Annotated in this window: 17 protein-coding genes; all 17 read right to left on the bottom strand. The window is 62.2% G+C overall.

Translation table 11 applies throughout. From position 1 onward, the window contains the following. Window positions 1-3: 3 nt before the first annotated feature. The 17 genes from XI02_RS24910 to XI02_RS24830 all read right to left on the bottom strand — a co-directional run bounded on the left by XI02_RS24910 (window position 4) and on the right by XI02_RS24830 (window position 12,891). A complete protein-coding gene (locus XI02_RS24910) occupies window positions 4-363 on the bottom strand; it encodes a hypothetical protein (RefSeq protein ID WP_194483203.1) in 360 nt (119 codons plus the stop codon). A 2-nt stretch (window positions 364-365) separates the two neighbouring features. Next, entirely contained in the window at window positions 366-1,481 is a 1,116-nt protein-coding gene (locus tag XI02_RS24905; RefSeq protein ID WP_194483202.1) for a hypothetical protein, read from the bottom strand. Between the two features lie 37 nt (window positions 1,482-1,518). After that, complete coding sequence (locus XI02_RS24900; protein ID WP_194483201.1) at window positions 1,519-3,102, bottom strand: UvrD-helicase domain-containing protein; 1,584 nt, start codon at window positions 3,100-3,102, stop codon at window positions 1,519-1,521. Window positions 3,103-3,183: 81 nt separating this feature from the next. Then, window positions 3,184-3,483: a hypothetical protein gene (locus tag XI02_RS24895; RefSeq protein WP_194483200.1), complete on the bottom strand. Its 300-nt coding sequence runs from the start codon at window positions 3,481-3,483 to the stop codon at window positions 3,184-3,186. Continuing rightward, window positions 3,483-3,854 carry a hypothetical protein gene (locus XI02_RS24890; RefSeq protein ID WP_194483199.1) on the bottom strand — a complete coding sequence of 124 codons (372 nt, stop codon included), beginning with the start codon at window positions 3,852-3,854 and terminating at the stop codon, window positions 3,483-3,485. Before XI02_RS24890 ends, XI02_RS24895 begins: the two co-directional genes overlap by 1 nt. Then, on the bottom strand, window positions 3,847-4,218 hold the full coding sequence (locus XI02_RS24885; protein WP_194483198.1) for a hypothetical protein: 372 nt from the start codon (window positions 4,216-4,218) through the stop codon (window positions 3,847-3,849). The genes XI02_RS24890 and XI02_RS24885 overlap by 8 nt, the downstream gene beginning before the upstream one ends. Before the next feature lie 3 nt (window positions 4,219-4,221). Next, on the bottom strand, window positions 4,222-4,521 hold the full coding sequence (locus XI02_RS24880) for a hypothetical protein (protein WP_194483197.1): 300 nt from the start codon (window positions 4,519-4,521) through the stop codon (window positions 4,222-4,224). Between the two features lie 170 nt (window positions 4,522-4,691). Beyond that, complete coding sequence (locus XI02_RS24875; RefSeq protein WP_194483196.1) at window positions 4,692-5,180, bottom strand: hypothetical protein; 489 nt, start codon at window positions 5,178-5,180, stop codon at window positions 4,692-4,694. Window positions 5,181-5,194: 14 nt separating this feature from the next. After that, a complete protein-coding gene (locus tag XI02_RS24870; RefSeq protein ID WP_194483195.1) occupies window positions 5,195-7,420 on the bottom strand; it encodes a hypothetical protein in 2,226 nt (741 codons plus the stop codon). A 39-nt stretch (window positions 7,421-7,459) separates the two neighbouring features. Beyond that, window positions 7,460-8,473 carry a hypothetical protein gene (locus XI02_RS24865; protein WP_194483194.1) on the bottom strand — a complete coding sequence of 338 codons (1,014 nt, stop codon included), beginning with the start codon at window positions 8,471-8,473 and terminating at the stop codon, window positions 7,460-7,462. A gap of 16 nt (window positions 8,474-8,489) precedes the next feature. Beyond that, complete coding sequence (locus tag XI02_RS24860) at window positions 8,490-10,094, bottom strand: hypothetical protein (RefSeq protein WP_194483193.1); 1,605 nt, start codon at window positions 10,092-10,094, stop codon at window positions 8,490-8,492. Window positions 10,095-10,706: 612 nt separating this feature from the next. Further along, window positions 10,707-10,898 (bottom strand): hypothetical protein, encoded by a 192-nt coding sequence (locus XI02_RS24855; protein WP_172647873.1) that lies wholly within the window; start codon window positions 10,896-10,898, stop codon window positions 10,707-10,709. After that, entirely contained in the window at window positions 10,882-11,067 is a 186-nt protein-coding gene (locus XI02_RS24850; RefSeq protein WP_028344211.1) for a hypothetical protein, read from the bottom strand. Before XI02_RS24850 ends, XI02_RS24855 begins: the two co-directional genes overlap by 17 nt. A gap of 1 nt (window position 11,068) precedes the next feature. Then, window positions 11,069-11,560, bottom strand: coding sequence for a hypothetical protein (locus XI02_RS24845; protein ID WP_028344210.1), 492 nt, complete (start codon window positions 11,558-11,560; stop codon window positions 11,069-11,071). A gap of 391 nt (window positions 11,561-11,951) precedes the next feature. Further along, a complete protein-coding gene (locus XI02_RS24840) occupies window positions 11,952-12,248 on the bottom strand; it encodes a hypothetical protein (protein WP_194483192.1) in 297 nt (98 codons plus the stop codon). After that, on the bottom strand, window positions 12,245-12,622 hold the full coding sequence (locus XI02_RS24835; RefSeq protein ID WP_194483191.1) for a hypothetical protein: 378 nt from the start codon (window positions 12,620-12,622) through the stop codon (window positions 12,245-12,247). The genes XI02_RS24840 and XI02_RS24835 overlap by 4 nt, the downstream gene beginning before the upstream one ends. After that, window positions 12,619-12,891 (bottom strand): hypothetical protein, encoded by a 273-nt coding sequence (locus tag XI02_RS24830; protein WP_194483190.1) that lies wholly within the window; start codon window positions 12,889-12,891, stop codon window positions 12,619-12,621. The genes XI02_RS24835 and XI02_RS24830 overlap by 4 nt, the downstream gene beginning before the upstream one ends. Window positions 12,892-12,949 lie beyond the last annotated feature (58 nt).

The raw sequence follows: 12,949 nt of genomic DNA, 5'->3' as shown, positions 1-12,949 counted from the left end.
CATTCATGCAACTAACAGGTCATGGTTGGGCTTGGTCAGGGCCAGCTCGCGCTCAGCCCTCACCAGTTGCCGGCTGAGGATTTGGATTTGCTTGTTCTTGCGAGCCTTGAAGTCGCGGAGGGCATCAGCCTCGGTCTCCGCAAACCTCTTCTTGTGCGCAGTGAGCCGGACGAACTCACCGCAGCAGTAGGCGCCCTTCGGCGTCCGGCGATCGACGTGGTACCACCGCATCTCCAGGCGGGGAGCGGTGACGCCGTACTCTTCGCGATCGGCGTCGATCACGTAGGAGTAGCTCTTCGCTTCGCAGCGCCAGAGGACATCGACGCCCTCTGGCACCGGGCCATGCGGATGGTGCAGCTTCATGGTCAGTCGACGCGACCGTCCTGGTGGAAGTCGGTCACGACCGGGAAGCGCAACATCCCGTCCGGCGTGAAGCCGAAGTGACGCACCGTTCCCTCCTTCGGCGTCTTGCCGGCGCGGCATTGAGCCAGCAGTTCGGCCGCGAACTCCTGGGAGCCCCGCATGCCGGAGCCGCATTCCTGGCCATCCGGCATCTGGAGGACGACGCGCTTGGCGACGCCGGACCAGTTGCCTTCGCCTTCCTCGACGCGGAGGATCGGGAACTCCTCGGTCACGAAGCGCTTCCGCTTCATGAGCGACCAGGGCCTGCTGTCGTACTGATACGGTTCGTTGAAGCGAACCATCTGGCCTTCGTAGCCCAGCTCCACGGCCTCGACCTCGGCGGCGTCCAGCTCCTCCAGGTTGCCCACCTTGGTGGTCGGGACGTAGATCAGCTGCGGATGACCGATCTTGGCGAGCAGCTCCTTCAGCTTCTCCGTGCGCTCGGCGAACGGCGCCGGGCTTGGAAGGTCGTAGATGTGATACTGGATCAGCTCGACGGCGCGAGCGGCCTGCTCGGGCGTGGCCTTCTGCTTGCGGATGATCGATCCCAGGCCGTTGAAGTCGGCCTTGAAATCGTGGTTGTACAGCTCGCCGTCGAACTCGATGCCGTCGTGCGCGCTGAACAGCGGCTCCAGCGCTGCCATCAGGTGACCGCAGTTGAAATGCGGCTGATACTCGCGGGAGGTCGCGCCCCACTTCCGGGTCATCATGGCGCGGATGCCATCGAGCTTCGGCTGTGACCAGACGCCGTCAGCGTAGGGGACGTCCTTCTTGAAGTCGTCCCAGGTCTCGGCGAGCATCGGGCCATTCGGCACGAACTCGAGTTCCGGGATCGTGCGGCGATACTCGCGCTTCAGCTTCTTGGCTTCTTCAGCCGAGGCCTCTAGCGCTGCCTGCTGCTCCGGAGTCGTGGCGTTGGCCTTGCCGACGTTCTTCGGCTTGGCTGTCTTCCACTTGCTCTCGACCATCTTGCCGCCGTGGATGCCGGCGATGACGCGATAGTCCGCGCCGTTGACCTCGACCTGCCAGCTGCGGATCTTGCCGTCCGAGCCACGCTTGAAAATCTGTTCAGTGATCATGATGCTTCCTTGATGGAAAGGGGCGAAGTGGCGGCCCTTAGGCCGCCTTTGTCGCTGCTACGGTTTGCTTGTTGTCGTTGGCCGGCGGCACCTTCACCTTCGGCAACGGCGGATAGAGATCGATCAGCTCTTCCATGGCTCGGGTGGCTGCCACGTACTGCAGATTGACCTCCTGCTCCTTCTCCCAGGGCATGCTGGCGTACTTCGACGGGCAGGTGTTCAGCCGATCGAGCCAGTAGACGCGCTTCCACTCACGGCCTTTCGACCGGTGGATGGTGCAGAGGGTGAGGATGCCCTTCACGTCGTCGGCGAAGATGTTGTCGATGTAGGCGGTGACCGCTGCGATCGAGTCCTGCTTGTCGTCGCGGCATGCATCCATGACGACCTTCAGCGTCTCGACCTTGTCCTCGGCCTCCTGGACCTTCGACATCTTCTTCTTCGGCAGCCAGCGCTCCTTCTCCTTCTCCAGCCAGTCCTCCAGCTTGTCCTCCAGCTCCGGGATGGTGCTGATCGACTTCCAGCGGGTGGCCAGCTTCTTGAGCGAGTTGCCGATGTCCCGGCCTTCGATGCGGCAGGGGATCTTCTCGCGGATCAGGGCGAACGCTGCCGTCACCAGCGGCCGGGTGTTGCGGCAGATGATCGCCGCGTCCCCGTTCAGACGGTCGCGGACGGTGATCATCTTCTCGAACGTCTCGGAGCTGATCTTGCCCTCGGGCGCCGAGGGGTGAGCCTCGATGTGGTTCACCCAGGTCTGGGCGAACTTCACCACGTTCTTCGGGCAGCGATAGGTGACCGTGAGCGGCATCACCTTGGCGCCGAACTCCTGCTGGATGATGTCGAGGCTGTCGTTGTCGGCGCCCGTGAAGCCGAAGATGGCCTGGTGAGGATCTCCGACAGCGATGACGCGGCCGATACCAGGCTTCATCAGCGCCTTCACCAGCAGACGGCGCACCGTGTTGGTGTCCTGCGCCTCATCGATCCAGACATTCTCGAACTGCCAGAACTTGATCTTGTAGAGCAGGGGCAGGTAGATCATGTCGTTGAAGTCGATGACGTCCGGGTTCTTGTTCGACTCCTTGAGCAGCAGGATCGCCAGGTCGATGATGTCCGATGCCTTCTTCTGCAGCGGCTCTTCGTCGAACAGGTCGAAGTGCTCGGCGATATCCTCCCAGATCGAGGTATCGTCGATGTGGCCCTGGCCCTCGATGCCGAGGCCGCTCTGCTTGGCGAGGCCGACGAGCTGACAGGCGACCGAGACGTGAGGAACGAGCGAAGGCTCGATCTTGGCGTTTTCCACCCAGTCAGCACTGATGCGCCCGACCTTCTCGTCGTCGATACGCACCTTCGGGAACGTCTTGCGGTAGTTGCGCAGGGCGATGGCGTGACAGGTCGAGGACTCAGCCTTCTTCCAGTCGATGCCGAGCTGCTCCAGCTTGCCCTTCATCTCCTTGGAGATCTTGGCGCCGAATGACAGGATGATGCTGCTGCCGCGCATCTCGCCGACCGTGCGGACGATGGTGGTCGATTTGCCGGCGCCGGCCACTGCGATCACGATGATGGAGCCGGTGCCGTTCCAGGCTTCTTGCTGGACAGCCGCTTGCTGCGGGGAGGGGACGTACATGGTTCACCTTTCGGAATTGGGTCTGGTCAGGGTTATCAGTGCATTGGCATTCAAGCAAATGATATTTGCAAAAAATGCAAATCACCGCTTCTTGCGGGGCTTCCTCGTGCGGGACAGTTCCCGAGCCTTCCGGATCAGGGCGTAGAGAGCCGATGCATCGCTGCACAGGCGTTCGTCGTCGAGATCGGCCATGATGTCTTCGGCGTGCTCGGCGTTCCGCGCCTTGTCGGTCGGCGTGTCCATCCTGGAAAGCTGGGAGAGGATCTCGCAGGCGCCTTCGACGAACTTGCGAGCCCGATCGTGCTTGGCGTCGTAGCCGCGGCCATCGATCGATGCGTCCAGGCCGTCGAGGTAGGTGGTGATCATCGGATGGAGAGCCATCACGCAGCCTCCTTGCCGGCATCGACTTCCGCGACGCGCAGCTCCTTCAGGCCTTCAACGACGCGCGTCGCATCCACCTCGTTGTAGACCTTGCAGATGTATCGCTTGTCGTCGAAGATCAGCCAGCCTTCACCGTGGAAGTTCGACATCTTGAAGGTGCGCGGATTTTCCCGCCAGAACACGGCCTTGACCTCGGCGGTCAGGTGGCGCGGCTGGATCGAGCCATAGGCGTGCTGGTCGATCAGGTTCTTGGCCTTCAGGCTGTTGAGCGAGTTGACCTCGCCCTCGCGGAGCCAGACGTAGTTGGTGGCATGGAGCGTCAGCACCTTGGCGACGATCTGCTCCTGCAGTTTCGTCAGAGTCTTAGGCATCGGTCATCTCCTTCGCGCACTCGGCGCAGTAAAACTCGTTCTCGCCGAGGGTCGTCTTGACCTCGATCGCCTTGTCGGTGTCGGCCTCGCAGCACTCGCAGATCTTGGTCAGCGCGGTGCCGGCGAAGCTCGCCCAGCTCCAGCCCAGGACGTAGGCGCCGTTGTCATCGCCCTCGGAGATGATCGCGCCATCGATCTCAAACTCTCCGTCGTCGCCGACGTCGGCCATGTCCGCGATTTTCTTGTCACGCTCCGACGCGCGGTCGTAGAAGAACTGGAGCACGTCGCCGATCTCCAGACCGGGAATAGCCGCCAGTGCGACCTGCTTCGGATCGATCGGCTTCTCGTTGATCTTCTTGCCCATGGGTCACCTCAGGTAAGCAGGGCCGTACGGACCCATCTTCGCGAGACCGTTGTGCTCGTCGAAGACGTTGCCGCGGGCGTGTTTCGCCGGCCGCGCCCAGCTCTCGGCCTTCAGCACGTCGCCGGTCGCCTTATCAATGAAGCAGTGAACGCCGCTCCCATTCACGATCCGAAATCGCTTCTGCAGCTCCTGCAGCTTCCACTCTGGCGCGGGGTTGCGCGGGTAGTTCGCCTGCCGGTGAGCCTCGGCGATGCGCTTGCAGCCTTCGAAGAAGATCTGGATTGCTTGTTGCAAGTCGGGCAAGTTCGTTACTCCTCAATTCCTTGGCGATGTCCCGCAGCTTCTGGCGGATGACTTTCGCGGTGCATTCGATCTTCATGGGTTTGCGGTGCATCCACCCGTCCAGGCGCCAGGACTCGCGGCACCCTTTGCAGTGCCACTTCGCTTCCTGGATGAGCGGGTCCACCCTCGGGTCACGCGGCATCGGCCGCGTCCCGGATGATCTCGACGATCGACGTGTTTGCGACGAAGCCGAAGTAGTCCTCGTCGTTGTCGACCGGCTCGACGTAGACGCGCTTGTCCACGTCGGTGTTGTCGACTTCGGCCACGGTGTAGATGCCGTCAGGCGCATCCTCGTCGCCTTCGACGCGGACCCGATCTCCCGGCGTCACCGCCAACACCTTCGCGGCGTCGGGCTCGGCACAGGCCTTGTAGAGCCAGGCCTGCGGCAGTTGCTCTCCGTCCAGGTACAGACCATCCTCGGTGAGGGTGGCTGCGCCGCCGGAGTGCTCCTCAACCGCCACCCGCACGTCGGCCAGCCGGACGATCTCGTCGGAGTCGTCAGAGCCTGAGGTCAACAGATCTTTGACCTTTCCGAAGTGCGTGTGGTCCGCTGCCAGGGTCCACGGACGGCCCCTGGCAATGAACGTGATTGAGGTGTCGGTGATGACGCTCGGGATCATTGGATCGCTCCGTCTCAGGCTGCTTCCGCCAGCGGGTCGATCTCGTCCTCGACCGGCTCGGCGTTCTGGTTGTTGTCGTTCAGCGCCAGCGCAGCCCTCGCCATTTCCGCCTGCTGTTGCAGGAGCTGCTGCTCTGCATGCAGGAGGTCACAGTAGTGCTTGAGCTGGCGCTGGGTTTGGGCAGCGTCCGTGCGGTTCGAGTACGAGTAGTACGGGTTCGGCTCGATGATCAGCTTGAGCAGCGCGTACTTCGAGCACAGCTCGCGGTAGCGCCGTTCCATCGCCGTGATCGGGCACTGCACCTCCGGCTTGTCGATTTCGATACCGAGCCTGGACAGGGCGGAGTGGGCCTTGTCGGTCGGGGTATCGACGGTCGAGTTGCCCCGGAGAGCGGTGCCGAGCGCCGTCAGCTCGGTCTTGAACAGCAGCAGGTCGCCCGGCGCATTGGCGAACGTCGCCGGCGTCATGCCGACGATGCCCCTCAGCGCCGAGTCGAGATCGTTGAAGGACTTCTGGTGCAGTCCGGTGAACGTCGAGACGTCGATCTTGGCCTGCAGATCGGGGATCAGGTCATCTCCGAACAGCGTCCAGTTGTCGCCGAGCGCAGCGTGATCCTCGCTCTGGATCAGGATCGTGGTGCCTTCCTCGACCAGACCCAGCTCGAAGGAGGCCGAGATGACTTCCTTCATCACGCTGAGCGAGACGCTGTTCTGTTCGGTCGAGACCTTGACGTACTCGTTACCGCGACGCCGGCTGTAGAGGCCGTTGCTGACGCGCTGCAGGTAGAAGCCGCCCTCGGCCAGGTCGACATCCTCCTGCGACACGAGGACGCCACCACCCTCGGTGACCACCATCACCCTGCGGCGACGGACGGTCTTGCCACGGGTCCGCTTGCTCGCCGGCACCTTGAAGGTGTCCAACTCGACGACCTCGGGATTGCCGAGGGCATTGAGCACTTCCTCGCGGAAGGCCCGCTTGCAGCGGATCCAGAGCACCTTCTGGCCGACCAACTGCGCCATCTGGAAGCGCGAGTAGGAGTAGCTGGGGTTGTGCTCGATGACGATTTTGGCGTCCCGGCACCAGCTCATCCGGACCGTGGTGTCTTCGAACTTGTCGAAGTGGACCCAGCCATCGGCCAGCATCCCGGTCTTGCAGTTGATCTTCGGAACGGTCGACGAGAGCGTCTTGCCGCGCCACTTCACGACCTCCCGCAGCTTCTCGGTGCGAGAGACGCCGAGAGACTGGGTTGCTTCCTCGAACAGCTCGACGGCACCGATCAGGTCTTCAGCCGTGTCGACGGCGGTCTGACAGTTTCGGATGAAGTTCTGCTCATACTCCTCGGTCAAGCGAGCCAGGGTCGCCTTGGTATTGTCGTCATAGGCCAGCTCTTCGCGGGACAGCGTCACCTTGAGCGAGCCGATCGGCGCATCGAACAGGACGGCGTCGCTGTAGTCGAGGAAGCCCGTCGTCTTGATCTGCCGCATGTCGAAGGGGTACATCACGCAACCCATGCGGACGTGCGGACCGTTGAACGGCACCGTTCCGTTCTTGTAACGGGTGTAGTTGTCGCCCTGGCTCATGACGACCGGGTCCTTCCAGTCGATCGCCGGGGTGATCTTCGGCCGCGGAGTGAACGACCAGAGGATGCTGCGAGCCCGATCATGGAACTCGCGGATGTCTTCGCGGCGAACCGGGAAAGACACCTCCAGGCCGGTCGGCTCGTCGGACGGCGCCTCGATCAGCAGGCGCATGGTCGGCGCACCGCTCTGGGAGAGCGAGAGCACGTAGGTCCGCATCATGCCGCCGTGGTAGGACGTCACGGTGTAGGAGCCGGAGCCCGAGTCCGAGATCAGGTAGGCGTACGGGCTCTTCGAACCCAGACCCCAGCCGCCGACCTGGTCGTTGCTGCCACGCTTCGTCGAAGCGTAGAGGCGGGCATAGACGTTCTTCATGTCGTCGGGCGACATGCCGGGACCGAAGTCCCGGAACGAGATCGTCGGCGAGAGCGGCGTCGGCAGCCGGATCTGCGGGATCTTGTCCTCCGGGATGTCGTCGCCGTACTTCAGGCGCGACCCATCCCACATGTTCGTCGTCAGCTCGCGGATCGGGTAGCCGATCTTGTCCTTCGCCAGGCCGGAGATCTGGGCGTAGAACGCAACCGCGTTGGCTTCGAACGAGATAGCGACTTCATCCTGCACTCCAGAGGCGACGTCCACATGCTCTTGCAATCCGAGTTTCATTGTTCAGTGTCCTTTGTTTCGTGATTTCGTGGGTGGCGATCAGGCGCTGAGCAGGCCTTCGTCGTCGAAGAGATCGAGGAAGGAGCGCTCGCGGGGCCGGTTGATGAGGTAGATGGCGTCATCCAACTCCTCGGCGCTGACCTTGATGTCGGCCAGGTACTGAGCGACCTGTCGCGGGTACTTGAAGACCAGATCCTCGAGTTCGCGCTGCCGCAGCTGCTTCAGCATCCGCATGGTACGCAGCGGACTGCTGCTGCCGAAGCTGCTGCCTGTCGACGAGCCCGACCAGGAGGAGCGCTTCACGTCCGGCTCCGTGGCCTTGGGATTGCGTTCGATGACGAACTTCGAAGCGTCGATCTTGACCATGTGGTCGCGCAACTCGAACAGATGCTGGACGCACTGCGTCTCCCGATTGGTGTGCTCGTTCTCGTATCCAACCGAGACGTTCGAGCACTCCGGCACGATGCCCATGTAGATCTTGGTGTCCGTGAGGACGCCGGTCGGATCGTTCTTGAACCGGCTGGGCAGCTGAGCTGCCAGGGAGTCGCCGAACGCATCCGACGCCGTCCGTCCCCGCTGGTGGGTGATGACGGACGTGAAGCCGCGACGGTCGAAGGCGATGGCAGCTTTGATGCCATCCAGGAATTCGGGCGTCTCGTTGGCGATGCCACCCGATCCCTTGCAGCCGACCTCCTCACCGAAGTGGAAGACGTACAGGCCTGGCACCTTCGCCTCGATCATCTTGATCATGATGAAGTTGCCGGCCGCGTCGTCGGCGCCGAGACAGTTCGACTTGGACTTCTTCGGCAGATGGATCTTGGTGCCGGTCATTTCGATCTGCTGGAAGCCTTCATCCCGGTGGACGCTGTCCGTGTGGGATGACCAGAGGATCGTCGGCTTTTCCTCGCCGATGATCATGAACCGGTTGCCGAACTTGTCGGTCTGCACCCCGAGCGGGGTGATGAACCGATCGATGTAGGCAAGCTCGGTCTTCGAGCCATAGGGACGACGATGCGACAGCATCGCCTTGAGCATCTCAAGGTCGTTGGACATTTCAGTTCCTGTTGGATTAGCGGGTTGGATCGTAGTCATACCGAGCGGCCGGCTCAGGGAGGCCCCGGAGCATCTGGTCGCGCAGTTGTCGGTCGACGAGATCGCCCATGTAGCGGGCCATCTCTTGTTGCTGGCGTGGGTCGAGCTGGGGCGCAGCCACGAACGGGTCGTCGATGATCACCTGGTCAGCACGCCGACCGGTGACGCGAGTTTCGACCGTGTTGGTGACGGCGTTATACTCACGCTCAAAGCGGCTCTTGCTCAGGTACCGCATGTCGCGGTGCCACGGCTTTTCGCCGATGAGATCACCGATGGTGACGGTGCCCCAGCGCTCCTCCTCGATCGCCTTGATCTTCTTCGCTGGCAGCTCCTTGCCGTCAGCATCGAAGCGCCACTCCACGCTGTTGTGGACACGACGGTCGCCCTTCTGAACCATCTCGGTCTTGGGATGGTTCTTCTTGGTGACGGCGCAGTGCTCGCCGTGCTCGGCGAAGTAGTCGTGGCCCCAGTAAACGCCTGGAGTGGCCATGGAGACCTTGAACTCGTTGGCGTAGAGCTTGCCGGAGCCACGGCAGGTGAAGGCGTAGGACTGGTACGCCTGGCTGGACCATTCCTGCTCGACACCGTGGATGTGCTTGAAGGTGTGCGCCGGCTGTCCGCTGCGCATCTTCGGGCAATACTGGTAGAGCAGGGAGCGACCGGCGCTGCCGCCACAGCTGATGTACTTCGTGCCAAGCGGCAGGCTTGCCAGCGTGCCGTTGTAGGTCTCGAAATAGTCGCCGTTCATGATGACCATCTCGATGTCGTCGAAGTACGGCATCACGTATTCCCAGCGCCGTTCGGGGTGCTCGATCTTGAGGAGCTTCGCGCCGTCCGGGAAGCGGATGTTGTCGCCGTGGTAGTAGGTGTAGCCCTCGGCCTTCATCGCAGCGATCATGCGCTGGATGTCGCCATAGCAGCGACCGAAGATCTTCTTCTCGGGCCAGCACAGGCAGCGCGACTGGATGCGGCCCTCAGCGTTCTTGGTGTAGGCCACAGCCAGGTCGCCAGCCCCGTAGGGCTCGGTCGGCCAGTGCGGGTCCATCCCTTCGAACGTGTGCTTGCCGTCCATGCACGAGCCGGGACCTTCTTTGTAGATGCGGACGATCTCTTCCGGGCTGAACGCAAAGAAGATCTCGCCGTTGGGATCGATGGCAGCGATCAGCTTCCGGCGGTGAGCGTCGGGGATCTTGTCTTCGGTCTCATAGAACCGGGTGATGTACCGGCCCGGGTTGAGCGAGGTCGTGCGGTCGATCGTGCCGTGCTCGTCGCTCTCGGTGAACGCGATCTTCGACGGATCGCGCGGGCAGAGGTGAGCGAAGTGATCCTTGATCGGCTCAAGGTCCCACGCCTCAGGCAGCGCCTTCAAAGCGCCGCTCGCGAGCCGCTCCTGCTGCCGGCCACGCCAGTCCGGAGCCTGGGCCATGCGCCGCGGCTGCACCTTGTAGCCGCGCTCCTCGGTAAGGGTCTTCGCGGCCTTCGCTGCCTCGCTGCCCTTGTCATAGGGGCCATAGTCCGGGATCGGCACATCTTTCATGGCACCGGCCCCGTCCGGTTCTAACCGGACCAGGTAGAACGACATTGCAGTCCTCCATTTGCTTTGATTTGCATTCAAGCTATCGTGCAGGCGCACGTATCTCTTGGTGGAGCAGGGAAAACCTTTGAAACATGAGGTTCGCCCGGCTGCCGTTCTTGGCGTTAATTTGCATTCATGCGCACGGAAGCGCAAGAGTTATTTACAAACAACCGCCTTCTAACGCGGTCTATCTCGTGGATTGTAGAAGCGAACCCGCCGCACGGGCCCGGCCTTCATCGGCTTGTTGACCATGGCTCCATCTCATTGGTGTTGAAGATTGAGGTGGAAGCTGAGGGATGGTCTGTCCCTTGCGTAGTAATACCGGATCTTTCGCATTCGCACGTCTCCGTCTCATGGAGTGGGTGGGATGAGAAGATGCAGGGTTGGTCTGTCCCGAGAGTTGAACAGGCGGAACCTCCTGATGGTCCCGCAGAAGTCTATGGTGAGCATTTGCGCTCCTCTTTTTGGTTTGACGCGCTCTCGGTGTGAGTCGTCTGTTAGTCAAGTTCCCTGCCTACAAGTCATGCTAGTTCGTAGAAGTGACGTCGAAGCCCAACCGAGCACTTCGAACATCGGCGGTTGGTGGGGACCTCATCAAGCATCCCCAGTTAGACCCGATCAGTTTTCCTCGACGACGTAGTCGATGAGGAATGACTCGAGTCCATCCTTGTGCGCCGCGTCGCATGCCTCATGGATGCTGAGGTATGCGCCGTGCCAGCGTTTGCCGGGCCATTTGGCGCGAAGCGTGTTGCCGTTCAGCCTGGCGTAGAGCACAGGCCTGCCGGCTTGTTCGTCAGAGACCTCGGACACGATCGATCCCCTCGAACGCGCGGGCCTGCTCGCGGAGGCCGGCGATTGTGATCGCGGCGTCCACACGGTCGTCCTCGATCATCGCAAGCGTTGCCTCGCGGCGCCGGCGCTCCAGGTCAGCCCACGATCCGCGATACCGGGTGATCGGTCCCTTGGTTGAAAGTCCCATGTTATTCGTCCTTCCAGTCGATGGTGAAGGTCCCCTCCGGACCTGGTATGAGCGCAGCGTCGAAGAACTCGATCGCCTTGCGGATTGCAGTCATGTTCGGCTTGCTGCCGCGCTGTGCTCGGAGCGCGGCGCAGCTGGTGAAGTAAAGCCCTGTGCCCAGCTCGGCATCGAGAGCGCGAACCGAGATGCCGTCCTCCCTGGCTCGCTTGCGGATGGCGTCTGCCAGCGGCTCGCCGAGGATCTTCAGCGGCAGCTCGTGAGAATTGAACAGGGTGACGCCCAGCTCCTGGGCGCGTTTCGTGATGTCCCACTTCGTGCGGTGCGGCAGAATGTGGGAGATGCCGGTGGCACCCTTGGTCGCAGCAGCACGCCTGATCTCCTCGTCCTCGCCGCGGGTGAATGGCGGCCGGCGGTAGGTGAAGCCGGTAGAGCTGCGCTTACCCGAGACCGATTGCCTCGACCGGCCCGGCAGCAGCGCGTGCAGATCGTGCAATCTCAAATGCCGATTGCGCCTGATGATGTCGATCTCGGCATTGGTGTACTGCTTGCCGCATCTAACGAAGAAGCCGTCACCGGACCTCTCGGCACCAGAACTTTTCGAGGCACGACGGGCATTCGATGACTTCGCTGGATTTGTCGCCTTCTTCGTGGAAGTCGTAGTCGCAAAAGGGACAATCGAAGTGGGTTCTGATGTACCCGAGGACATGTTCTGAGCAGCTATCACGGAGGTCACTCATGTGCGGGCAAACCGCTTGTTGATGTCGACGAAACGCCGCTCTTGCCGGCGCTGCCGTCCTCGATCTGATTTCGAGAACGGCTCGTGGTGTCGCTTCCAGGTGCTGGTTTCGAGCAGGAAGCGGAAGGCGGCGCCGATGTCGCGCTGCTCAGGATTTCCCTTGCAGCACGGGTGACGCATTCGGCGGTACTGTTGAAGCATTGGAGCGCTCCCTCTGCAGTCGGCAGGCGAGATAGGGGCCAGTGCTGCCGGTCATCTCGCGCAGCTCCAGCGGTTTCGGGCAGCCGATCTCCCAGTTGCCGCACTGCTCGCACGTCCCACCGCGACCGCAGCTGTAAGTGCTGGTCACCTGTGTGCAGACGAGGCGAGGCAAGGGAAGATTGCTGTTGCCTTCGTCACAGCCGGTGAGCAGCAACGCGGCGATAAGGATGATTGATCGCTTCATGCGGCGAACCCCAGCTCGTGGCGATAGCGCTGAGGCTTCGGCGCCTCGTACCAGAAGGCGATGCGCGGCGGCTCTTCGTAGACCGCGATGACGGTCGGCGCCCGACCCATCTTCTTGGTGTACCAGCTGGCCGATTTGCGGAGCGTCCGGCCGCTCTCGCGGGCAGTGTCGATCAGCAGCAGCTCGAACTTGTCCGGGACATTGGCGCCGAACGGGATGAACGGGATGCCGAGGATGTGAGAGGCGTAAACCGCGGCGACAGCGCCGGATCGGCCGGGGCCGGTGACGCAGCCGACATGCTCAACCCACTGGTTGAAGAGGACGGTTCTGATGCGCTGAGCGAACTCGGCTTCGGAGACGATGCGGATGGTCATGCCACGGCTTTCTTGTTGATGGTGTCGATGATGCAGCGGTGTTCCAGGGGATTGTGATCAGCCAGGAACTGCAGCGCTTTCTGGTGGTATTCGCTGCCGGCGTTGGCGTAGTCGACGACGAGGCGCCACGCTTCCAGGTCATCCCGGAGGCGGTCGCACTCATCGAGCTTCTGCAATTGCCAGGGACCGTTCTCGCTGCCGTCGCAGTCGAAGATGCCCCAGCCCTGGTCGAAGGCGATGTTGTTGTCGAAGGAAACTCTGTCCGGCATGTCGATCTCCAAGGGGGAAGGGTGCCCGCCCTCCGAAGAGGACGGGCAGTGGTTGGGA

This window comes from Bradyrhizobium sp. CCBAU 21365 (genome assembly GCF_015291305.1).
In the GTDB taxonomy this organism is placed as follows: domain Bacteria; phylum Pseudomonadota; class Alphaproteobacteria; order Rhizobiales; family Xanthobacteraceae; genus Bradyrhizobium; species Bradyrhizobium elkanii.
The sequence above is the reverse complement of the archived record's forward strand: the minus strand, read 5'-3'. Positions and strand labels throughout refer to the sequence as shown.